We start from the raw sequence: 21,210 nt of genomic DNA on the forward strand, positions 1-21,210 counted from the left end.
TAAAAATATTAACCCCGCAGGTTTCACAGATACACACATGGTACTGAGCAATATAGGTCTAAACAACGTTTGACTAAAGGTAGAATGATGGCTAAATCACCTTCTAGACGAAAAAAAGCCACTTCTGCCGCATCCAGTGATTCAGGGCTGCCACTTAAATCAGACAATCCATCTAGATTGTCTCAGGACAATCAGGACTTAGTAACCGTTGAGGTTACTGCTGTTGAAGTCCCAGAACTGACCGAGCAGGAGCAAAGCTTACGCCTGCATCTAGAACGCAAGGTAGAACGGGCGTTTTTTGAAGCAGGAAAGGCGCTGATGGAATTACGCGATCGCAGATTATATCGCTCCACGCATCGCACATTTGAGGACTATTGCCGCGAACGCTTTGGTTTTAGCCGCAGACAGCCCTATCATTTAATGGAAGCTGCGGTTATTTTTGATAATTTGGTGGCAAAATGTGAACGTTCCGTTCACATTTTGCCGACTAATGAGTGGCAAGTTAGACCGTTGACTAAGCTAGACCCTGATACTCAGCCCGAAGCATGGCAACAAGCTGTAGAGTCTGCTAAGGGGAAAGTACCATCTCATCGCATCGTTAAAGATGTGGTGCAAAGAATTATGGAAAGGACAAAAGTACCAAACACTTATCAGCTAGGCGAAGTTTGTCAGATTTTAGCTAAGGACAATCCCTCACTCAGAGGTAAGGGCGGGTGTTGGGCAATTGTTAGCCATGTGGGGGAGTTCAGCTGTACCGTGAGAGTTTGGGATGGAGAACTGACAGTTGGGTTGCAATACCTGAAGTCATTCAATTACCTCGAATCGAAATGTCAGCAAATGCAGTTCCTTTGCGATGGCTGCGCCAACGTCAAGGATGAACGCCTGAGTAGGCTACGGGGAAACGAGAACTTGGAAGATGCTGCCCGTGCTGTACTGAAGCACTTGGGGGAGTTGAAGCGACCGTATTTGACGACTGTTGAGGAGAAGCTGTTAAGTGTGATTGAGCAGGAATATAGGATTGCAGATTAACCGATGATGAATTTTTCTAGGTTGTTGAGCTAATACAAGTAATAATCAAAAAAGCCATAACCCAGTACGCTAAATTAAAAAGCAAAGTCTAAAAAACAGAAAGACTCTCGACAAAACAGAAACAGTGTAAAAAAATTAGCATAAAGATGATTCAACTATGGTGACGACAGCGCCATTGGCAGAAACCAGAACTTTATTGCAAAACATTAGCTGGCAGACATTTAAAACCATGCTGACAGAAATGGGTTCAAAGCGAAACTCCCGACTTGCTTACGACAATGGAATAGTAGAAATCATGACCCCACTAATGCCACATGAGAACTCTAATCGCATTATTGAAGGTTTTGTTCTTGTGCTATGTGAGGAATTTGGACTAGAAGTCAAAAGCGTTGGTTCACTAACTTTAACACGAGATGATTTAGAGAAAGGAGGGGAGCCAGATAGTAGCTACTATATTCAAAATGAATCTTTGGTTAGGGATAAACAAAACATTGATCTAGCAACTGACCCACCACCAGACTTGGTGCTGGAAGTAGAATACTCCAGACCAAAAGTAGACAAGCTAAGTCTTTATGCCGCAATGAAAATTCCCGAATTTTGGCGATACAACTCAATAATTCTGCGGATTTATACACTCAACAACGGACAATACACGGAAGTGGAAGCTAGCCCTACTTTCAGGGGAGTACCAGTTAAGGAAATTCCTCGATTTATCCAAGAAAGTAGAAAAATTGGGCAGTTAGCAGCAAAGCGTGTTTTTCGTGACTGGGTGAGGCAGCAAATCATTGACTCTTCACATTGATCGAGCCAAGGATAATCCCTCACTCAGGGGCAAGGGCGGCTGTTGGTGCATTGTTTCTTACGTGGGTGAGTTCAGTTGCACTGTGAGAACCTGGGATGGAGAATTGACGGTTGGGGTGCAAAACCTGAAATCTTTCAATTACCTGCCCCAGGAATGCCAGCAGATGCAGCTCCTTTGCGGTAAGCGAAGCCATGCCGTTAGGCTTATCGCATCAGTAGAATATATTGCGACACGCTGGAGGAAACGGTCAAAAATCTGTTGCAGTCGTTGGGGAAACTGAACCGTAGTTATTTGACTGCGGTGGAGGAGAAATTGTTGAGTGTTTTGGAATTGGAGTATGAGGACGAGAGAAACACCTGAGCATTTTCGCAATTTGGCATCCAATGTTGTTGGGTTGCAGTTTCAAAGGAGTTAACAACACAACGAGATAGTGAAGAAGTTGTGTAGAAGACACAGCTAACTCCTGGTTAAACTACTTCAAGCCTACTGTACTTCGTCAAAAAACTTTAGTAATCGGTCTACCAAATTATCAGGACGCTCATGAGGAATAAAATGTCCGCAGCGTTCCATTGCGCCACCTTGAACATTAGCTGCAACGCTTTTTAGCATAGTCTTCACGCGATCGCCTAAACTTTTGTCACCCCCGATTGCCAATACGGGAGTTTGAATCTTCTTCTTGGCAAAGGGTTCAGTCTGCTGAATCGAGGAGAAAATTGCTCGGTAAACACCCAAAGCACCGCTTACACCCTCAGCCGCAGCAAAGGTACGTAAATATTCGTCGATGGCGCTAGCCTCAATTGAAGCTGGGTCATGGCAATAGGTACTGTAGAAGTAAGTGAGGAAGTCTCGCTCATGCCCAGCAATCAGCGTTTCGGGTAAGCCCTTCGTTAAGCTAAACGTCCACCACCACAATCCGCCCTCTGCTAGGGTATCAGGAGTAAACTGAAAAATCTGCTGTAGATGCTGTTCTAGTAGTACTGGTTCATCCAGGTAAGCAAGCTTTAGCACTTCATCAGGATGTTCACCTGCATAAATCAGTGCAGGAGGCGCACCCATATCATGCGCGGCAATATAGATTTGCCTAAAACCCAGTTGCGCGACCAGTTGACGGAAATCTTCTGCCAGTGTGCGAGCATCATAGCCACTTTCTGGCTTTTGAGAGTCACCATAGCCGCGCATATCAGGGGCAATCACAGTGTACTTTTGTGCGAGGGCAGGCATAACTTTGCGCCAGCAGTACTGGGTTTCGAGAAAGCCATGCCAAAGCAGCACAGGAGGGCCTTCGCCGCCAATTACATAATGCAGAGTTACACCGTTGGCGATCGCGGTGTGGTGGCTAAATTTTTGATTGAAGTCATCATATTGCATCATTGAGAATACCTTTGATAGAACTTATTTGCTGTTATACACAGGTGAGATGTCCATGTTCATGCGAAAGTCGTAAATCTGGTCGTTGTGTGAACGTAGAATACTGGCACAAGGCAGTGTAATTTGAGTTCCGTTTTTGCGCGTGTAAGTCACATCTGCCTCCCACACAGCTGAGTTACCATCGTCACCAAACCACAGCCCAGTGTTTTCATGATGCATTGCTTGAATAGTTTCAAAGAACTGAGCGAGTGAATCACGAACCGCCTGCTTACCCTCTGCCGGAGGTTGGTTGCTAAAGCGGAACTTGCCGTCATCGGTGAAATTGGCAGCGATCGCATCAGCATCGAGTGTATCAACTGTTTTAAAATAGTTGCGTACCCAATCAGCATTCATTGGTTATTGCCTCATGCATCAATAATGAAATTTAACCGTTTACAGATTGGAAAGCTTTGAGAATTTCTCCTTCTGGAACATGGTTTCCACAAGGCATCAAATCTTTGAAGTTTTTCCAAATCACCACTCTTCGCCATAAATCCGCTTTCACGTCGCAACCGCAGACTTTTAATGAATACCCTGCTGCTCCATCGCCCGTTGTACGCCTGCATCTTCACGCAGATTTTGATAGAAACGGTATAAATTAGAATAGTTAGATAAGGGTTTGGGTAAGTTGTTGCCCCAACGCGTCATGGCAAAGGTATATGGGTCACCGATTGTGCGGCGATCGCCCACGAGATGATCTTTGGCTTCTAGATGTTTATCCAAATGCTGATACACGCGATCAATCAGGCGATACGACGCTTCCTTGACGAATTGCCGAGTTGTCTCACTACCATCGGTAGTGTAGCGCTGCGGCGCAAAGAACGGGAAAAAGGCAGGGTGAACATCGCCAGTGAGAAATGCCAGCCAGCGATCAAGTTCGTAAGCATCCTGTAGTGTGCCATTATCACCGAGCTTGGCGTTTGGATATTTGTGAGCCAAATATTTCAGCAACGCATCGGCTTGGTTCATCACGCCACTGTCGCTATCGATCATGGCGGGAACTTGTCCCAGGGGATTTATTTGAAGATATTCGGGGTCGCTCGGCTTCACCTTTTGTAATTCGTAAGGCTCCCCGATCCATTCCAGGACAATGTGAGGTGCAAGCGCGCAAGTGCCTGGGGCGTAAAACAGTTTGATCATGATGTTTCTCTCAAGAAATAAAGATTAAATTATTCGTTGGCTCAGAGTTCATTTAGCAAGGCACTACCATTGTTAAATGGGCCCAAGGCTGCGACTGCTGCTGCCAATTCCATCACCTTGTGCAACTCTTCCCAAGTCGCGCCTGCTCGCCGTGATGCAATGGCATGAAACCGAGCCGCTGGCGAGCCTTGGGCTAGCAGTATACCAAACAAAATTAGTTGCGTTGTTTTTGTGTCAAAGATTTCTGAGTTAAACGCGTGGGCGCGTAGTTGTTCCGCTAATCTTAAAGCTTCTGGATCAACATCAGAACTAAATTCAAATTTGGCCGCAGGCAATGGTGGCACAGAGCCGAATAAGGAAGCGTAGCTGTCTCGAAATGCTGCCAGATCTGGGGATAAAGAGTGGGTAGACATAATGGTTTCTCTGGGAGTGATTAGCTAGAAAATTGCTTTATGAGTTCTTGGGACGGGGCAACGTTGCCGCGAGCGAGTAAATCCTTGCCCCGTAGTTCTGTCGCAACTCTGGCGATGTTTGCACCGTGATGATGTGCGGCTAACTTCATCTCATCGGTGATGCCGAGCGGTTCCATTGCTGTCCCACCAGAACGCCCATGCACGCCCCAATGCATTCCTGCTACTTGAAATCCTGGCGTAGTTTTTGGCAGCGTTACCAGAATCATCCCACCTGCCGCCATTGCGCCCAATAGCCCTAGTTGAGCCAGTTCGCAGCCTGCCCCACAGTCGCCATAACCGCCACCGACTGTAAACACGCCTCCAACTTTGCCAACCATTTCATCGGTCAACCAAAGCTGTTCGCAAACATCCTCAATGAATTTTTTGATGCGTGAATCGGCGGTTCGGTGACGCATCGGTGAGCCGACGATCAAGGCATCGCACGATCGCACATCATCTTTAGTTGCTTCGTGAGCTTCTTTAAGCTGAACGTCGGTTCCAGCAACTGAATGGGCACCATCGGCGATCGTCTTTGCTAATTGCCGAGTATTGCCGAGTGAGGTAGTATACACAATCAATACCGTTGTCATGCGGTTTCTCGTTGGAATTACGTCTAGTGCAGCAGTGTTAGAGTCTAAGCTTTGGCAGCAGCAATATCGCCTAAAAAACCGTAGAGATCCATGTGTTCTCCAAAGGTACGGTTCATTGCAGGCGTGGTCGCTCGGTCTTCGTCGTGCTTGAGTTCAGCCGCCACTGCAATCCAGTTTGTGACAATCGCTCCAGCTTGTGTCAGGCGCAGCATCGAAGCAAGTTCTGCTGCTGGACTCCAAGTGCCAGATGCGTCAATCACGGCATACACATCATACCCGGCTTTTAAGGCACAAAGGGCTGGAAAGACAAGGCAAACATCCGTTGTAATGGCTGCCATAATCAGCTTCTGGCGATTCGTTTGTTCGACTGCCGAGCGGCACTTGGGATCGTTCCAGAGATTTATGGGCGAGCGATCGTGGATTTCGTGGTCAGGAAAGAGTTCAACAATCTCTGGAATCGTTGGGCCGTTTGGGCCTTTCGCTGAACTAGTGAACAGTACCGTTGGTAGGTCAAATACTTTTGCCGTCTTGGCTAAAGCAATAGCATTGTTCTTCAAGACCTGCTGATTCATACTTTGAACCCCTAAGAAAAGCCCAGCCTGATGATCGATCAGCAGCATGGCGGCATTATCGGGGGTTAACGCTTCATAAAAAGCAGGTTGACTACTTAAAGTCATGGGGCATTCCTTTTGTAATTAAACAAATTAGAGCGGCAACAAAGCCCAGCAGTGTTATCAAAGGCATCACTGTTATCTGCCTTTAGCGGTAAGCAATGATGAATTTGTTTTACCATCATTATTTAGTAGTAGTTTCATCACAGCACTACCCTAAAGGTATAAATCTATTGCTTTTTTATACCAATATTGAAGCTCACTAATACCTTTAAGGTATTGATAATCTCAGTTTAACAATGGAGTTTCGGCAGTTACAGTATTTCCTGACAGTTGCAGAAGAGCTGAACTTTAGTCAGGCAGCGCGGCGGCTCAACATGGCTCAACCGCCACTAACTCGTCAGATTCGTCAGCTGGAACAAGAATTAGGCGTTCAACTATTTAAGCGCAATAGCCGCCGAGTCGAACTGACCGCAGTCGGCAGTGTGTTTGTTGAGGAAGCCCGTCGTATTTTGGGACAAAATGAAATGCAAGTCTTGCTGGGTTTGGTAGCGGCAGGATTAGGGGTGGCAATTCTTTCTGGTGCGGCGAAGCAGTTTCAACGCACCGGCGTAGTCTATCGCCAGTTACAGCCGTCCTCCTCTGAAATCGCGCTGGCTATCGCCTATCAACCGCGCGAACTATCTTCGGTATTGTCAGCATTTCTAGAGATTATTCGGGAAATTTCAGCACCCTTTCAGCGAGGGCAATCATAAGTCTATTGTTAGTGCCGACTGGTAAGATTGTCAAAGACGTTGTGTAGCGCATCATGGAACGGACGCAAGTACCCAACACCTACCAGCTAGGCGAAGTCTGCCAAATCCTTGCAAAAGACAACCCCTCACTCAGGGGCAAAGGCGGGTGCTGGGCGATTGTCAATCAGGTAAACGAGTTTAGTTGCACTGTTAGAACTTGGGATGGTGAGTCTACTGTTGGGTTGCAATATCTGAAGTCATTTAACTACTTACCTACTGAATGCGAACAAATGCAGACGATCTGCGATCGCATTGCTCGAATATATTCCGATTCTCTCTTTGGAGACGGTCAAAAATCTGTTGCAGTCATTGGGGAAGCTGAATCGGGCTTATCTTACGGTGGTGGAGGAGAAGCTGTTGAGTGTAGTTGAGCAGGAATACGGGAAAGATAACTCCCTCAACGCTTAATGCACACATTGGGCTACATCAGGTATTTGACGATTTGTACTTTTGTAAAAATTTCATAGAAAGTTGCGTAAAACTATCAGCTTCAAACTGTGAAATTACATAGTTTCTTTGTCTATTTAGTTTTTCGATTTTTTGGAGGGAAAGAAAATGAAGAAGTTAACCAGTTTGATGATTGTCGGGGCAATATTGTCGATGAGGGCGCCAGCATTGGCCGAAAGTCGTGCGGTTAATATCAGTATTGGCAGTATTGGTGGTGCATTAGATAATGCTGCTTTGCGAACAGTTCGCCAAGTTATCGGGTTTGCGGTCGGTACTGGCACTGTCGATAAATTTATTGTATATAGTCCTAGAAATGGTTCTCCTATTCCCGTCGAAGGTGGGTTAGGAGCTTGTGCTGAAGCTGGCTTCGGTATAACTGATGCCAGATTTAAAGCTTTTATCCAGCAGTTGCGTTCAATTACACCCCGCTCAGGAACCTTCTTAAATATAGAACTTACCGCAAGCTGTACACTCAACTAAGAATGGTGGTACTTAAGCCTCTTGTGTCACTTTTGGAAAATAATTATCAAAGCTTGATTCTGAAACTGAGAGCGATTGGGTTCTCTCCATTTGGTACAAGAGGGTTAAAGGTAAGGGTGGGTATTGGTGCTCCCGTGGTTGCTCTCCATGACTTTAGTTGCACGGTGAAAACCTGGGATGGCGAATGTACTGTTGGGCTGAAGCATCTAAAGTCCTACAATTACTTACCTGCTGAATGTCGGCAGATGCAGGAGATGTGCGGTAAGCGAAGCCATGCCGTTAGGCTTATCGCATCCGTAGGCTACAGGACAGTGGCAAGCTAGAAGCAGCAGCAGAGGCAGTTTTGAAATATTTGGGGGAGTTGAAACGTCCATATTTGAATAAAATGAGAGGAAATAATATGACTCTTAAGCGAATGGACAACGTCGGCATCGTGGTAGAAGCCCTTGATGAGGCCATATCTTTTTTCACTGAGCTTGGCCTGAAGCTCGCCCTTCGAGCCATGGTCGAAGGAGAATGGGCCGGGCGCGTTACCGGACTAGGCACCCAGCGCGTCGAGATCGCCATGATGGTCACTCCCGATGGTCACAGCCGGCTCGAGATCTCACGATTTCTCACCCCGCCTACAGTTGCCGATCACCGGAACGCCCCGGTGAACGCTCTCGGCTACCTACGCGTCATGTTCACCGTGGACGACATCGACGAGACGCTCGCCAGACTCCGCAAGCGCGGCGCGCAGCTCGTCGGCGAAGTGGTTCAGTACGAGTCCTCGTATCGGCTTTGCTACATCCGCGATCCCGAAGGACTTCTCATCGGGCTTGCCGAGCAGCTCGCGTAAAGCGTTCTCGCATTAGCCACAGAACAGCACTTGCCGCAAGGCAAGCGAACTGCCAGTTGGGATACATTCATTGGCGTATAACAATTCGCTTGGAGCGGACGGGCAGTATCTCTTCGTCTATCGTTCTAGTCTTTATTGTCGCTGCTCAAGCGAACCGTTGGTCTGCATTGAGTTATTGGTTAGGACAGTATTGAAAGGCGATCAATTGGAATCAAGTATTACCCTTGCGAATGCGCTCAATTGCAGCGATCGTTGCTGAGTTTGAGGTGGTTCAGGGTGTTTCTGCTTGGGTGGGTTGGTTTAGTGTGCTGTTTGTTAACCAACGGTTTACAAAAACCGGGAATAAGCACGGATGTCACGGATGATGAGTTGTACCGTGAGAAACTGGGATGGCGAGTACACGGTTGGGTTGCAATATCTGAAGTCATTTGACTATTTACCTGCTGAGTGTGAGCAGATACAGTCCTTGAGCGATCGCATTACTCGAATATATTGCGACACGCTCTTTGGAGACAGTCAAAAATCTGTTGCAGTCGTTGGGGAAGCTGAATCGGGCTTATTTGACTGCTGTGGAGGAGAAATTGTTGAGTGTGTTGGAGTCTGAATATGTAGAAAGATAACTTACTCAACGATTAATACACACACTGGGCTACATCAGGCTATTCATGAACTACGACATGGGTCAGTTAACGAAGCGAAACAGATATTAGCAAGGCAGATAGCGGTATTGGCAAATGCGAGGTGTGCTGTTGTAGCTCTATAACCCTCTTTTGTCACTATGTTGAGAGTAAAATTGAAAACAAGGGACGAAACCGAGACAGGGAAAATGAAACAGCCTCGTTGTGCTGCGCCAACAATCAAATTTATAGATGAATATTGTCAGTGGTATAAAAGCCTGTTTTCAGATGTTAGGAGTTTCGAGGCTTTTAAATATCTTCACATAGGCTGTATTTCTGATATAAAACGAAAAACATTACCTGCGATCGCTAAAATTGTAGGATTAGATAATCATCAAGGACTACATCATCTTAACACTATACCTGCAACACTAGACCTAGCTAAATCCCTAAAAAATTTCTCTCAAACAATCACTCAACCAATGTCACTGTCTGATATTTCCCAATGGGATGGGCGGACAGTACGTGAGCGAGAACAAAAAATTAGACAAGCAGCCTTAATATTGGCGGGAGAATGTATTGCAAAGCTATTAGAAAATCTGTCAAAGTCACCCGAAGCAATGAAGACGGGTAAAAACGCGCAAAGCGATGTTTAACAAATCATTGGTAAGGGAAAACAATAAATTTCTCGATTTGCTGCAATGTTGGCACGTGTTGCAATGGAACCTGCCTTACAGTCAGCAATGAAGACAAAGTTTTTGTGTCCAATCACTTTTACTATTTTTTCCCAGGTGGGGAAATATAAAGCGTCATCGGCTCCATTACCTTCAAGCGTTGCACTTACTAACGGCATTCCCATTGGGTCTAGTATTGCCAATAGCTGACGATATTGCAATAAGTCTGGACGTTTATCTTTGGAGTAGCCATAACGCAGTAGATTCTCTTCTGTATCCCTTTGATTTTCATGGTTTACACTAAAGCTAGTTGTATCTGTACGTGCGATTTTTGTTGGTAATTCGTAGGCTCTAATTATCTGTCTTCCTAATTTAATTTCTATGGAATATCGTCTATCCGCTCGGAACTTATTTTTACTTCTGCCTCGCTCATCGATGCACACTATCCCAACCTGACTGCCTGTCCTCACACTACCCTTCAATCATCTACCACAATGCCTTTGCTTCAAAAATTGTCTTAACCATTAGCCTTCAAGGAATTAATTCCTTTTTCCGCTTCAAAATCAGCGAACGCACAGTTATGAAGCTTTTAAGGCGCTGATAGAATTACGCAATCACATTTAATAGTATGTTTGTATTTGATAACCTTTTACTGGCGTAGCAAGGCTAAAGTGATGCAAAAAAATCTCTAGGTTGGGTCGAAGAATGAGACCCAAAACCTTGACCATTGTTGGGTTTCGCGTTGCTTAACCCAACCTACACTTAATGCACAAATTTAGCTGTGCCACGCTACTACTTGGATTAATACATCAGAAATGTCAGTATTTTTTCTGATGACAACTGTAAAAAATATAGTAAATATTAATATCAAATGATATAGCACCCGCTACATCAAAGTATCGGGATTAAGTAGATAACTAATCATGCAAAATAAATTATTTAAGTAAGTTTGCGAGAATAAATACAACTACATTAAGTAATGTAAATAAGTCAAATAAGCTTTTAGTAAAAGCTATTTTTTCAATTGGTATTAGTTAAGCAAGGTAACTATTAATAGTAACAGAATACAGCGATTTCAACCGTGTTGAAAAATGGCTCAATATTTATGCATAGGTACTTAAATGTGAAGAAAGAATCGAGAATTAACTATACGCAAGGACAGCAACTGATTCGTAAACCTCGCATAGAGACACTGAAACTTTTAACATTTGGCTTTGTTATAGCAGCAGTAGTGTGCAACTATCATCAGGCGATCGCCCAAACTACCAATCCTCAACAAACATTACCGCCTAATCGCTTACCTGTCCCTCCGATACCGTCGGATGTACTACCGCAGATACCAGACCAGGAGCAATTACTTCCTCCTCTGCAACTACCAGAACAGCCAACTCAGGGACAGGATGATCCTAATACCAAATTGCGAGTTGATCGCATTGAAGTTGTTGGTAGTACAGTTTTCAAAGCAGAACAGTTTGCCGCTATTACGGCTCCTTTTGTGGGACGTGAAGTATCGTTTGCAGAGTTGTTGCAAGTCAAAGATGCGATCGCCAAGCTCTACACTGATAACGGTTATGTAACAACAGGGGCATTAATTACACCGCAGACAGTAGAAGCCGGAGTAATCAAAATTCAGGTGGTTGAGGGAAGTTTGCAAGAAATCAAAATCGTTGGGAATCGGCGATTGCAAAGTAAATACATTCGCGATCGCATCCAACTCGGTGCCGGCAAACCTTTGAATGTACCCCACTTACTAGAAAAGCTGCAACTACTCCGCCTCGATCCGCGCATTCAAAACCTGTCAGCCGAGTTACAAACGGGTATGCGTCCAGGAACTAATATATTACGAGTCGAGGTTGAAGAAGCAGATACCTTCAAGCTAACAGCAACCTTAGATAATGGGCGATCGCCAAGTGTAGGTAGTTTTCGCCGAGGAATAGATTTGCAAGAAAGCAATTTATTAGGTTTTGGCGATACGCTCAATGTTGGGTACGCCAATACCGATGGTAGTAATACGATCAATGTCAATTACACGCTGCCAGTTAATGCTCGTAATGGCACTGTATCGTTTGGTTTTAATCAGGGTTGGAACCACGTTATTGAACAACCATTTAGCGTCCTTGATATTCTGTCAAATACCCGCTCTTACGAAGTGGGTTATCGGCAACCGTTAGTGCAGAAGCCAACGGAAGAATTAGCGGTGGGGATATCTTTCTCGCGTCAAGAAAGCCAAACTGAGTTAGGTCTTGATAATATTGGCGGGTTTCCGTTATCACCTGGTGCTGATGCAGAGGGAAAAACTAAAATTTCTGCCCTGCGCTTTACCCAGGAATATACCCAACGCAGCAATCAGCAAGTTTTTGCAGCGCGATTGCAATTTAGCTTAGGGGTAGATTGGTTTGATGCCAATGTCAATGATAATGCCCCAGATAGCCGCTTTTTTACATGGCGGGGACAGGCACAGTGGGTGCGGCAGTTAAAACCCGATACTCTGTTTTTGGTTAGGGGTGACTTACAACTGGCAGCCGATTCTTTAGTGCCATTGGAGCAATTTGGTCTAGGTGGGCAACAGACTGTACGGGGATATCGTCAGGATGTATTACTCACAGACAATGGTGTGTTATTGTCGGCAGAATTGCGATTGCCTATTGCCCGTGTTCCTAATATCGGCGGCGTTCTACAACTGACACCCTTCATTGATATTGGTAAAGGTTGGAATAACAATGGTGAAAATCCATCATCTAGTTTGCTGGTGGGTACAGGGTTAGGGCTACTGTGGAAACAAGGCGATAACTTTTCAGCCCGTCTGGATTGGGGTATTCCTCTAACATCAATGGATGGAGAAAAGCGATCGCTTCAAGAAAATGGGTTGTATTTTTCACTCAGCTATTCGCCATTTTAGGAACTTCCAAATCAAAAATATCCAGTACGCTGCTTTAGATTCCAAGCCTGAACGCACCATCTTACTTTCAGGTGTTAACTAACCCTCTGATTTGTGCTTGAAGAGAACATAGTGAATGGAGTTGTTAATAACACCATTGCGGGAACACTAATGTTATCAGCAAAAGGGAGAACTTATCTCATGAGAGCGATCGCTTTTCTATCCACATTCATAACTGGATACTTAACTTCCGTTCTGGCTATACCTGCGAACGCCCAAGTTACTCCAGAAGGTACAGTTAACTCCAGCGTTTCTAAAAGTGGCAACGATTTCACCATCACAAATGGAAGTCGTATCGGTAATAACCTTTTCCACAGCTTTAGTCAATTTTCAGTTCCCAGTAACGGCTCTGCATTTTTCAACAATGCCTCGGACATTCAAAATATTTTTAGCCGAGTAATACCAATTCACGAAAAGCCTGATACAAATAAAGCATCCAAAATAAAACCCCAACCTGTAATAGAAGCAACAATTGATGTGTTAAGTTGCTCAAGACGTTGCCATACAAATTCTCTCAACTCATTCAAAGAGTGAAAGGATTCCCAACTCAAAGACTTTTTAATCTCTTGCCACAAGCGTTCTATCGGATTAACTTGTGGTGTATGCGGTGGTTGAAATAAAAGAATGATATTTTCTGGCACTTGAAGATATTGGCTACAATGAAAAGCTCCGTTATCTAGCTGGAGAATGTGTATATCCTCCTAATATGCAGCCGAAAACTTTTCCAGAAATATGTTGAAACAGGTGGTATTTAAATGTGAAAATTCCCAAATAAAATGTTCTCCAGTTAATGGTTCTACCAAGCCATATAGATAAAAATTGTCTAAGCTGTTCCACATATAACTTGCATAATTAGGGCGGGCAAGATGCCCACCCCACAAGAGTTTTATTTAATTTGATTATGTAATTTAGATGTTTTTTAGCTTATGCATCCATTGCATATTTCCTAAAGGTTTTACCCCTTTTTTGGTAATTAATCTTCCCGGCTCAGTTTTTAACCCTAGTCTACTTTCGTCCCCACACCAATATCTCATCCTTTTTTGTTTAGCTACTGGTAGTACTATGTGTTTTTTGATTACCTCTAAGTAACAGAAAAAATGTGAGAGGAGACAGAAGAAAAGGAAGGATTAATGTGATGGGAGGATTAAGGTATTCAGATAAGAAAAGATTTGTAGAATTTATCGATAAAGGCAATGCAGACAATTTTTATAAAGTCCTAAAAATCTTTTATGAAGAAATAGTTTTTGAATGGGTAGAAGCTGGTAATCAAGCTAAAGATTTTGTGAAAAAAGGAGCAAAAATAGTTATTATTCTTGATAATGCAAGTTTTCACAAAAAATCAGAGTATATCAATAAAATTGAAGCAGAAATGCCAAATATTCATTTGGAGTTTCTCCAGGAATATAGCCCAGATTATAACTTAATTGAATTGGTCTGGCACTCGACAAAGGAATATATTGCTAATCGCCTATTTAAATCAATTGAAGACCTAGAATATTTATTACATCAACTTTTAAATGAAGGAGAGTTAATTATTAAATGGGGACGAAAACTCAAAAATAAAGTCGACGCTGTTATCACAATTTAAATGCACAACAGCTTACTCCTTAGTTATCTGTATCATATCTTTCGTAAATTGGTATAACTGGCGGCAATATCTCCAATAAAGACAGCGAAACAACGAACACAAGGATGGCGGCATCCAAAAAGTCAAGGGAACGGGCGAGTTGAACGGCAGGTACTATGTTTGGGTAATGTTATAGTATCTCTGCGGCTACCTTATGTAGTAGAACGGTCAAAAAAAGCTAGAATCGCAAAGTTTGCTAGAGAAGGTCAGAGACTCAGGTAAACTATCGAATTTTAAAGGGTAATCCTCACGATACTCAACAATTAATCCCAAGTCTTGCCCAACATCTAGAAAATTTTGGTTCATCGCCAAAAGTCGTGACTACAGACAGAGGTGTCTACTCTCAAACAAACGAAAATTACGCTCAACTATTAGGAATCAAAGAAATCGTTTTACCCAAAGGTGGTTATCGAAGTAAAGAACGAATCAAGCATGAAAGAAAAAGAAGTTTTAAAACAGCTCGTCGTTGGCATAATGGAGTAGAAGGACGTATCAGTTTTTTGAAACGGTGTTTTGGCTTACAACGTTGTTTATATAGGGGAGAGTTAGGATTTTGTCGTTGGGTTGGCTGGGGAATTATTGCTCATAATTTAACTATTATTAGTTGAAAAACTCTCAAAAATAAAATAATTTTTTACGGTTTTGTTTGAAAATATTACTATGAATTAAACTTGAAGGCAATTCAATTATATTACACTATGACTAATAGCGGAGGAAAGAGTTAAAATTAGCTTTGTTAATAATCAATAGTTGTATGTGCCAACTATTGATTATTAACAAAGTTTTATATCTGATTTGTTTAGCAGTTTCGCACCGGGAACTAGACTAAACGAATCGCACGTTCTGACAGCATTGCGATCGCTGGCTCAGCACCTACCTCTGGCATTGTTACCAACATCAGCACCCAATACTTTTCGGTTAAGCCAAAAAACAGGTAAATTAAGAGTTGTACCTAAAAACCAGCAGCTAAATGCAACTCAAAAAATTTTCGTTGGTCGCACAAGGAATAGAATCAGGTGAAGTGCTGAAAGCGATAGAAACAGCAATACCAATGTAAACAATTAAGCAAGTATTAGGGCAAACAGATAGTAGGGAGACAAGAAAGCGGAAACATACAATTGATGAGTTAAAAACCCATCTTAATGGTCGTAAAACGCCTATCCGCTCGCTTAATCCCCGCGAAGTTGTTCAGGAAGTTTATGGTTGGCTCTTAGGGCATTGGGCTGTGCGCTTTTTAATGTTCCAAGCCTCTGAGCAAGCCGGGATATCACCTCTAGGTTTGGGTTTTACTGGCACTCTCAAAGTTATTCGTGCCGCTATACCTGAGTTTCAACATACTCCAACCGAACAACTCCCTTTTTTTGGTCATGGTTAATCATGGAGATTTTGGATGAGAAGATTCCGCCTCCGCAGGAAAAAAGCAATCCTCGACTAGTCAAAAAAACTCGTTCCAAATTTCCGTCTAAGAAGCCTATTCATCGTGGCACTGGTACTCAACGTCAGCCACTCAATTTTTCCATTATTAATACTGCTTAATTCTTAACCAAAAAGTATTGCTTCCTACGCGGTAAGCGTTCGTAGAGAAGCTATGCCGCAGGCTTTACGCTCAGTGACCGGAGGCATGAGGAAAGAAGTGTTAATAAAAGTTGAAAATTTTTTTTGCAAAAGCTAAATTGGCAGAGTAATAATAAACTGCGTTCCCTTACTACAGGTTGACGAACAGTTAATTTGTCCATTGTGTTTATCAACAATAATCTGGTGGCTGATAGCTAATCCTAGCCCAGTACCCTTACCTACAGCCTTAGTTGTAAAAGATGGCTCAAAAATTCTAGCTTGCACTTCAGGATGCATACCAAGAGCGTTATCTTCGATGCAAATTGTAACGGCTTGTTGCTGACACTCGACTGATGTAGTAATCATGATGATGTAAGGGATATCCTGATCTGAGCGGTTTTGATGGATGTCATCAAATGCATCAATCGCATTAGCGATAATATTCATAAATACCTGATTGAGTTGTCCAGGATAGCATCTGATTGGAGGTAACTCACCGTATTGTGTGACAACCTCGATTTTAGGGCGGTTTCCTTGGTCTTTAAGTCGATGTTTTAACAGCATTAAAGTACTATTGATTCCTTCGTGAATCTGAAACTCCACCTTAGATGAGATATCAGAGCGAGCAAAGGTTCTCAAAGAAAGGCTGATATCCTTAAGACGACCAATTCCCTGGTGCATTGATAACAAAAGTTTTGGTAAATCCTCCGCCAGATATTCTAAGTCAATTTCTTCAACGAGTTCTTCAACTTCCAGGTCTGGGTATGGTAACTTTTGCTGTTGTAGATTTACCAAACGCAGGAGATCCTTCACATATTCCTCAATATGAGAGTAATTTCCACTAATAAAACCAATCGGGTTATTAATCTCATGACCTATACCTGCAACAAGTTGTCCAAGGGTAGACATTTTCTCACTCTGAATAAGTTGTAGTTGGGTTTGCTGTAACTGTTGTAGAGATTGGGTTAATTCTGCGGTACGTTCTTGCACTCTTTGTTCTAGAGTATGAGTAAGATGGGAGATTTTAAGGTGTAATTTTAATCGAACAATAACTTCTTCCTGTTGGAAGGGTTTAGTAATGTAGTCAACTGCACCAATTTCCAGCCCTTTTACCTTGTCTGTGGTATCAGATAAGGCAGTCATAAAAATGACCGGAATGTTCTGAGTGATGGAATTGGCTTTTAGTCTGCGGCATGTTTCAAATCCATCAATACCTGGCATCATGACATCTAGGAGAATTAGATCGGGAGCAGCGTATTCTACTTGTTCGATCGCCGATTCTCCATCTGTTGCTATGAGTGCTTTCCAGCCATATCCCTGAATCGTTTCAGATAGCACCTTCAGATTATTTGGATTGTCGTCCACCAAAAGGATACGCATTGGTTTCGAGAAAAAATCGTCCATTATTGATGCGACTCCATTGTTACAAATTTTTTGAGAAATTTACGTATTTTTACTGTTTGAAAAGTTGTTGTGAGTTTCGTCAACTCAGCCACAAAAGCAGCTTGTTGCGGATTTAGCTCAATCAACTCTTTTAAAATTTCCTCTATTGCCGAGATATCCCCCATCATTGCTAGATGATAGAGTTGTTGCAAAATACCCTCAGAAGGCAAAATCAATTCACTGTTACCTAGTTGCTCATTGTTGGCAGGTGACTGCTGAGGTTGAGATTGGGTATAGATCCAGTCAACTTTTAAAACCGATCGCAATACATTGATCAATTCATCTATTTGGAGAGGTTTAGGCACAAATGCTGTTGCCCCTGCTTGTAAAGTCCGGTGACGATTGTCCTCAAGTACGTTAGCACTAGAGACAATAATCGGAATAGAACAGGTTTGTGGGCTTTCTTGCAGGTGAACCATCAACTCAAAACCATTCATATTAGGCATGGCTAAATCGAGGAGAATCACATCCGGGTGATGTTCGGTTGCCAGTTTCAACCCATGTTTACCATCTGTCGCTTCCAGGGTTCGACAACCAATTTCTTGCAACAAACTAGTCAACATGGAACGGTGGTTGTCATCATCATCAACAATGAGAACTTGAGGTACACTACCCCGAATCCCGGTGATTTTTTGGTAGCTTGAAGCCGTTTTGCCTTCATTCCATTCGTGGGCAAGCGGTACTGTCAAATCCAGCCAAAATAAACTCCCTTCACCCAGGTGACTCTGTACCTGAATTTGGCTTCCCATCAATGCCAAAATTCTTTGACTGATGGTTAATCCTAAGCCTGTCCCTTCAGAACGCTGACCTGCTGAACCCACTTGCTCAAACGGCAAAAAGATTTTTTCCAGTTGGTCTGGTGACATACCAACACCCGTGTCTTCAATCTGGAAGCGAATTTTGCAATTTGTCCTTTGCGCTTTGTCCTTTGTCATTTGTGGTTTATCCACTTTTGTCGAATGACAAATGACAAATGACTCTTGAGAAATGACATCTACTTTGAACGTTACGCTACCACTGTCTGTGAACTTGATCGCATTACCTAACAAGTTAATTAACACTTGCCGCAGTCGCTTTTCATCTACCTGAATGGCAAGTGGTAGGGAATCGCTGAGCAAAACATTAAAGCTAATTCCTTTTTGCTCAGCTCGGATACCACAAATCTCGGTTACACCATGTAAAAAACTAGGCAAATGCACGCTACTAGTAACTAATTCCAATTTCCGAGCTTCAATTTTTGAGAGATCGAGAATGTCATTAATTAGCATCAGCAGGTGCGAACCACATTGGTGGATAATTCTCACCCCTTCTTGATTTTTGTCTGTGAGATTTAGCGATCGCTCTAGCACCTGTGCATAACCAAGGATGCCATTGAGTGGTGTGCGTAGCTCGTGGCTCATATTTGCCAGAAACTCGCTCTTTGCTTGGTTAGCAGCATCAGCAGCAAGCTTTGCAACAAGCAGTTCATGAGTTCGCTTTTCAACTTTTGCCTCTAAGGTTTTGGAATAATCTAAAAGTTGAGCGTTGGCAATTTCTAATTGCTGGTTCGTTTCTTCTAACTTTTGCTGCTTGTAGGCATTTATCGTTGCAATTACACTGCTAATAAACCCTGCTAGAGCAGGCGTGACCGGAATCAAAATACCAGATAAGAATATGTAGTAGCTACCTCCTATCAACACCCCACTCAAGCCCACAGTTGCCCAGAGAATCTTACCACCGGGAATTTGCCACTTCCCCTTCCCACGCGCACTAGCTAACCATAAACTACCCCCAGAGCCAAGGATAGACCACAAAACAATCCAGACCAACGAAGAGATACCTGAAATTCCGTACAGATTGGTTTTCCCTATTTTTGCCCCTCGTACCAGTTGGAGAGCAATATTGGCATGAATCACCACACCAGGAGTCGGTTTTTGAGCAGATATCAAAGATGAACTGAAGGGTGTGCTAAAGAAGTCATTGGTACTAGCAGCAGTTGAACCAACAAACACCATGCGCGAGCGCATTAAATCTGCGTCAAGTTTTCCTGCTAAGACATCACGCATGGAAACTGTGCGAAATGCAGTTTCTGAACCATGCCAATTCAGAAGAATTTGATAACCTCCGACATCGGCATCACTATAACCTGCTTCTTGATTTTTGAGTGGCTGGTAAATTGCTTTGCCTAATCGAAACTTCTGCTGTTTTTCGTCAATACTTTCTAAGGTAATCTTTTGGGCTTCTAAGTACTTGAGGGCTACATGAGTTGCCAGTCCTGCTTTAATTTTTCCCTCTGACTTAGCATCTTCGGCTGTAAGTAAGGCCCGACGCACATGGCGATCGCCATCTAAAACCAAATCAGCTAATCCCACTTGGTCATTTTTTTTCAACTCCGGTGGGGGATTGACTCGCTCACCAGTAATTTTTTCAACTCCAATTAAATTGGGAGTAGTACGAAAGACTTGCACAAGTTGCTCGTAACCGCTTCCTTCTGGTAAATCCCGATATAAATCTAAACCAATGGAACGGGGTTGTTGTGCTTTGATTTTTTTTAATAATTTTGCTAATGCCCAGTCAGGAACAGGCCATTTACCGACCGATTGAATATCCTGCTCATCAATGGTGACAATTACAACTTCATCAGCTATTTCTGATTGCGATCGTAGTCGCACCCATTCATCACGAAGTTTCCATTCTGGCAAATTGAAAAGTCCCAACGACTGACCAATCATGACTGTGAGGGCAACGCTTGGAGTAATAATTAAAACGCTGCGAGTGCTTTGAATCAAAGTTTGGAATTTACGCCACATGCCATACAGTTAATTTATTTTGGTTAGTCGATATGAGGCATTACTTATTGGTGTCAACTTCAGGTTAAATCGGCAGTTAGAAACCTCGTCTACACAGACAAAACCCACCTCCGTGGGTTAAAAAATTAATTTTCTCTTATTTATCCAGAACCCCTGTAGAGACATTGTGATACAACGTCTCTACATTCATTTTCACCAGATGTCTAATACCTTCTTAGTTTGCAGATATCACTAATGGAGCCGTTGCAATCTCTTTCAAGCTAACTGAAGTCAGAAGTTCTTCCCATTGCTTAATAACGGTTGCATTGTTGGGTTGTTCTGCGTATGATGCCGCAAGTGTTGCTACACAGTCATACCAAACTCCATGTTTACCAAAAGCAGTTGCCCGCTTCAATGCATCTTGCTGTTGTATTGCCTCTGCTAGTTCACTACTGAGTGGAATGCGTTGAATCCAACCATCAACATAGGGTGTACTCGGACTGAGTTTTCCATTAATGTTCAGTGCCAAGAACCATTGATAGTTTTTACCAACGACTAAAGCGGGTGCATCAGCAGGTAATTTAATGGCGTAGGCGAAGCCCGTCGTAGACATCGCCCCTGTTTTTCCAGCAACTGGAATAGTCACTTGATACTGGGTTTTACCAGTTTCATCCTTAAGGCTGAATACGGCTTCTTGAGCATTGGAAGCAGGGATATACACCATCACAGTCGGACGTTCAGACACCGTTGTGCCATAAAAACTCTGAGGTAGGAGTGCAATTAGCGCGGTTGGGCTTGTTGCTGCTACGGTCGAAGGATTCAAGTAGTAAGTGCCAACGCGAGAAGCCCCTCCACTTGCTTGTTGAGGAGCGCCGTTACCTTTCTTTGGAGTAAACAGATTACCACGGGAAGCCCCTCCACTTGCTTGACTGGGCGCACCATTTCCTTTCTTTGGAGTAAACAGATTACCACGGGAAGCCCCTCCACTTGCTTGACTGG

21 protein-coding genes and 6 pseudogenes are annotated in these 21,210 nt (G+C 43.3%); 15 read left to right on the forward strand and 12 right to left on the reverse strand.

The features are described from left to right. Positions 1-87: 87 nt before the first annotated feature. Both AC5JMF_RS03085 and AC5JMF_RS03090 read left to right on the forward strand, forming a co-directional pair. Positions 88-1,029 carry a hypothetical protein gene (locus AC5JMF_RS03085; RefSeq protein ID WP_495794257.1) on the forward strand — a complete coding sequence of 314 codons (942 nt, stop codon included), beginning with the start codon at positions 88-90 and terminating at the stop codon, positions 1,027-1,029. Positions 1,030-1,186: 157 nt separating this feature from the next. Further along, positions 1,187-1,831, forward strand: a complete 645-nt coding sequence (locus AC5JMF_RS03090) for a Uma2 family endonuclease (RefSeq protein WP_495794258.1) — start codon at positions 1,187-1,189, stop codon at positions 1,829-1,831. Between the two features lie 19 nt (positions 1,832-1,850). Here AC5JMF_RS03090 and AC5JMF_RS03095 read toward each other — a convergent pair whose 3' ends face one another. The 7 genes from AC5JMF_RS03095 to AC5JMF_RS03125 form a co-directional block, all read right to left on the reverse strand. Next, complete coding sequence (locus AC5JMF_RS03095) at positions 1,851-2,024, reverse strand: hypothetical protein (RefSeq protein WP_495794259.1); 174 nt, start codon at positions 2,022-2,024, stop codon at positions 1,851-1,853. 290 nt (positions 2,025-2,314) lie between these two features. Continuing rightward, positions 2,315-3,202 carry an alpha/beta fold hydrolase gene (locus AC5JMF_RS03100; protein WP_495794260.1) on the reverse strand — a complete coding sequence of 296 codons (888 nt, stop codon included), beginning with the start codon at positions 3,200-3,202 and terminating at the stop codon, positions 2,315-2,317. Positions 3,203-3,223: 21 nt separating this feature from the next. Beyond that, on the reverse strand, positions 3,224-3,592 hold the full coding sequence (locus AC5JMF_RS03105) for a nuclear transport factor 2 family protein (protein ID WP_495794261.1): 369 nt from the start codon (positions 3,590-3,592) through the stop codon (positions 3,224-3,226). Between the two features lie 168 nt (positions 3,593-3,760). After that, a complete protein-coding gene (locus tag AC5JMF_RS03110; RefSeq protein ID WP_495794262.1) occupies positions 3,761-4,378 on the reverse strand; it encodes a glutathione S-transferase family protein in 618 nt (205 codons plus the stop codon). A gap of 41 nt (positions 4,379-4,419) precedes the next feature. Further along, entirely contained in the window at positions 4,420-4,791 is a 372-nt protein-coding gene (locus tag AC5JMF_RS03115; RefSeq protein ID WP_495794263.1) for a carboxymuconolactone decarboxylase family protein, read from the reverse strand. A 20-nt stretch (positions 4,792-4,811) separates the two neighbouring features. Then, a complete protein-coding gene (locus AC5JMF_RS03120; RefSeq protein WP_495794264.1) occupies positions 4,812-5,420 on the reverse strand; it encodes a flavodoxin domain-containing protein in 609 nt (202 codons plus the stop codon). Positions 5,421-5,464: 44 nt separating this feature from the next. Beyond that, complete coding sequence (locus AC5JMF_RS03125; RefSeq protein WP_495794265.1) at positions 5,465-6,097, reverse strand: isochorismatase family protein; 633 nt, start codon at positions 6,095-6,097, stop codon at positions 5,465-5,467. A 233-nt stretch (positions 6,098-6,330) separates the two neighbouring features. Between AC5JMF_RS03125 and AC5JMF_RS03130 the strand changes: the two genes are divergently transcribed. The 7 genes and pseudogenes from AC5JMF_RS03130 to AC5JMF_RS03160 all read left to right on the forward strand — a co-directional run. Further along, the gene (locus AC5JMF_RS03130; RefSeq protein ID WP_495794266.1) at positions 6,331-6,786 is read left to right on the forward strand and encodes a LysR family transcriptional regulator; all 456 of its coding nucleotides are present in this window, start codon (positions 6,331-6,333) and stop codon (positions 6,784-6,786) included. A gap of 53 nt (positions 6,787-6,839) precedes the next feature. Next, positions 6,840-7,196, forward strand: coding sequence for a hypothetical protein (locus AC5JMF_RS03135; RefSeq protein WP_495794267.1), 357 nt, complete (start codon positions 6,840-6,842; stop codon positions 7,194-7,196). A gap of 184 nt (positions 7,197-7,380) precedes the next feature. Beyond that, positions 7,381-7,752: a hypothetical protein gene (locus AC5JMF_RS03140; protein WP_495794268.1), complete on the forward strand. Its 372-nt coding sequence runs from the start codon at positions 7,381-7,383 to the stop codon at positions 7,750-7,752. Between the two features lie 400 nt (positions 7,753-8,152). Next, positions 8,153-8,590: a VOC family protein gene (locus AC5JMF_RS03145; protein ID WP_495794269.1), complete on the forward strand. Its 438-nt coding sequence runs from the start codon at positions 8,153-8,155 to the stop codon at positions 8,588-8,590. A gap of 230 nt (positions 8,591-8,820) precedes the next feature. Further along, a complete protein-coding gene (locus AC5JMF_RS03150; RefSeq protein ID WP_495794270.1) occupies positions 8,821-8,955 on the forward strand; it encodes a hypothetical protein in 135 nt (44 codons plus the stop codon). Then, complete coding sequence (locus tag AC5JMF_RS03155) at positions 8,952-9,194, forward strand: hypothetical protein (protein WP_495794271.1); 243 nt, start codon at positions 8,952-8,954, stop codon at positions 9,192-9,194. Before AC5JMF_RS03150 ends, AC5JMF_RS03155 begins: the two co-directional genes overlap by 4 nt. Positions 9,195-9,416: 222 nt before the next feature. Beyond that, a pseudogene (locus AC5JMF_RS03160) lies at positions 9,417-9,626 on the forward strand (IS701 family transposase); the annotation flags it as partial. Positions 9,627-9,868: 242 nt separating this feature from the next. Here the strand turns inward: AC5JMF_RS03160 and AC5JMF_RS03165 are convergent. Further along, positions 9,869-10,324, reverse strand: a pseudogene (locus tag AC5JMF_RS03165) (IS1634 family transposase); the annotation flags it as partial. Positions 10,325-10,986: 662 nt separating this feature from the next. Between AC5JMF_RS03165 and AC5JMF_RS03170 the strand changes: the two are divergent. Next, positions 10,987-12,780 carry a ShlB/FhaC/HecB family hemolysin secretion/activation protein gene (locus AC5JMF_RS03170; RefSeq protein ID WP_495794272.1) on the forward strand — a complete coding sequence of 598 codons (1,794 nt, stop codon included), beginning with the start codon at positions 10,987-10,989 and terminating at the stop codon, positions 12,778-12,780. 180 nt (positions 12,781-12,960) lie between these two features. Next, entirely contained in the window at positions 12,961-13,353 is a 393-nt protein-coding gene (locus tag AC5JMF_RS03175; RefSeq protein WP_495794286.1) for a two-partner secretion domain-containing protein, read from the forward strand. Here the strand turns inward: AC5JMF_RS03175 and AC5JMF_RS03180 are convergent. Beyond that, positions 13,344-13,514, reverse strand: a pseudogene (locus tag AC5JMF_RS03180) (transposase); the annotation flags it as partial. The gene AC5JMF_RS03175 and the pseudogene AC5JMF_RS03180 overlap by 10 nt on opposite strands. Before the next feature lie 395 nt (positions 13,515-13,909). On the opposite strand from AC5JMF_RS03180, the pseudogene AC5JMF_RS03185 reads away from it, so the two are divergent. The 4 genes and pseudogenes from AC5JMF_RS03185 to AC5JMF_RS03200 form a co-directional block, all read left to right on the forward strand. After that, positions 13,910-14,407, forward strand: a pseudogene (locus tag AC5JMF_RS03185) (IS630 family transposase); the annotation flags it as partial. Between the two features lie 260 nt (positions 14,408-14,667). Beyond that, a pseudogene (locus tag AC5JMF_RS03190) lies at positions 14,668-15,054 on the forward strand (transposase); the annotation flags it as partial. A 187-nt stretch (positions 15,055-15,241) separates the two neighbouring features. Further along, positions 15,242-15,466, forward strand: a complete 225-nt coding sequence (locus AC5JMF_RS03195) for a hypothetical protein (RefSeq protein WP_495794273.1) — start codon at positions 15,242-15,244, stop codon at positions 15,464-15,466. A gap of 67 nt (positions 15,467-15,533) precedes the next feature. Beyond that, positions 15,534-15,821: pseudogene (locus tag AC5JMF_RS03200) on the forward strand (IS4 family transposase); the annotation flags it as partial. Between the two features lie 293 nt (positions 15,822-16,114). On the opposite strand, the gene AC5JMF_RS03205 reads toward AC5JMF_RS03200, so the two are convergent. The 3 genes from AC5JMF_RS03205 to AC5JMF_RS03215 form a co-directional block, all read right to left on the reverse strand. Next, a complete protein-coding gene (locus tag AC5JMF_RS03205) occupies positions 16,115-17,404 on the reverse strand; it encodes a hybrid sensor histidine kinase/response regulator (protein WP_495794274.1) in 1,290 nt (429 codons plus the stop codon). Next, positions 17,404-20,232: a CHASE2 domain-containing protein gene (locus AC5JMF_RS03210; protein WP_495794275.1), complete on the reverse strand. Its 2,829-nt coding sequence runs from the start codon at positions 20,230-20,232 to the stop codon at positions 17,404-17,406. The genes AC5JMF_RS03205 and AC5JMF_RS03210 overlap by 1 nt, the downstream gene beginning before the upstream one ends. Before the next feature lie 214 nt (positions 20,233-20,446). After that, positions 20,447-21,210, reverse strand: a 764-nt coding sequence (locus AC5JMF_RS03215; RefSeq protein ID WP_495794276.1) for a DUF928 domain-containing protein, incomplete at its 5' end; no start/stop codon positions are given.

The sequence above is a fragment of the Desmonostoc vinosum genome, from assembly GCF_059505385.1.

What these genes read in the sequence shown, in the direction of transcription:
- AC5JMF_RS03135 (WP_495794267.1), top strand. Translation starts at nt 6,840, where the DNA reads ATGGAACGGACGCAAGTACCCAACACCTACCAGCTAGGCGAAGTCTGC.
- AC5JMF_RS03175 (WP_495794286.1), top strand. Translation starts at nt 12,961, where the DNA reads ATGAGAGCGATCGCTTTTCTATCCACATTCATAACTGGATACTTAACT.
- AC5JMF_RS03140 (WP_495794268.1), top strand. Translation starts at nt 7,381, where the DNA reads ATGAAGAAGTTAACCAGTTTGATGATTGTCGGGGCAATATTGTCGATG.
- AC5JMF_RS03205 (WP_495794274.1), bottom strand. Translation starts at nt 17,404, where the DNA reads ATGGACGATTTTTTCTCGAAACCAATGCGTATCCTTTTGGTGGACGAC.
- AC5JMF_RS03115 (WP_495794263.1), bottom strand. Translation starts at nt 4,791, where the DNA reads ATGTCTACCCACTCTTTATCCCCAGATCTGGCAGCATTTCGAGACAGC.
- AC5JMF_RS03105 (WP_495794261.1), bottom strand. Translation starts at nt 3,592, where the DNA reads ATGAATGCTGATTGGGTACGCAACTATTTTAAAACAGTTGATACACTC.
- AC5JMF_RS03155 (WP_495794271.1), top strand. Translation starts at nt 8,952, where the DNA reads ATGATGAGTTGTACCGTGAGAAACTGGGATGGCGAGTACACGGTTGGG.
- AC5JMF_RS03110 (WP_495794262.1), bottom strand. Translation starts at nt 4,378, where the DNA reads ATGATCAAACTGTTTTACGCCCCAGGCACTTGCGCGCTTGCACCTCAC.
- AC5JMF_RS03100 (WP_495794260.1), bottom strand. Translation starts at nt 3,202, where the DNA reads ATGATGCAATATGATGACTTCAATCAAAAATTTAGCCACCACACCGCG.
- AC5JMF_RS03085 (WP_495794257.1), top strand. Translation starts at nt 88, where the DNA reads ATGGCTAAATCACCTTCTAGACGAAAAAAAGCCACTTCTGCCGCATCC.
- AC5JMF_RS03170 (WP_495794272.1), top strand. Translation starts at nt 10,987, where the DNA reads ATGCATAGGTACTTAAATGTGAAGAAAGAATCGAGAATTAACTATACG.
- AC5JMF_RS03120 (WP_495794264.1), bottom strand. Translation starts at nt 5,420, where the DNA reads ATGACAACGGTATTGATTGTGTATACTACCTCACTCGGCAATACTCGG.
- AC5JMF_RS03125 (WP_495794265.1), bottom strand. Translation starts at nt 6,097, where the DNA reads ATGACTTTAAGTAGTCAACCTGCTTTTTATGAAGCGTTAACCCCCGAT.
- AC5JMF_RS03095 (WP_495794259.1), bottom strand. Translation starts at nt 2,024, where the DNA reads ATGGCTTCGCTTACCGCAAAGGAGCTGCATCTGCTGGCATTCCTGGGG.
- AC5JMF_RS03130 (WP_495794266.1), top strand. Translation starts at nt 6,331, where the DNA reads ATGGAGTTTCGGCAGTTACAGTATTTCCTGACAGTTGCAGAAGAGCTG.
- AC5JMF_RS03145 (WP_495794269.1), top strand. Translation starts at nt 8,153, where the DNA reads ATGACTCTTAAGCGAATGGACAACGTCGGCATCGTGGTAGAAGCCCTT.
- AC5JMF_RS03150 (WP_495794270.1), top strand. Translation starts at nt 8,821, where the DNA reads ATGCGCTCAATTGCAGCGATCGTTGCTGAGTTTGAGGTGGTTCAGGGT.
- AC5JMF_RS03210 (WP_495794275.1), bottom strand. Translation starts at nt 20,232, where the DNA reads ATGTGGCGTAAATTCCAAACTTTGATTCAAAGCACTCGCAGCGTTTTA.
- AC5JMF_RS03090 (WP_495794258.1), top strand. Translation starts at nt 1,187, where the DNA reads ATGGTGACGACAGCGCCATTGGCAGAAACCAGAACTTTATTGCAAAAC.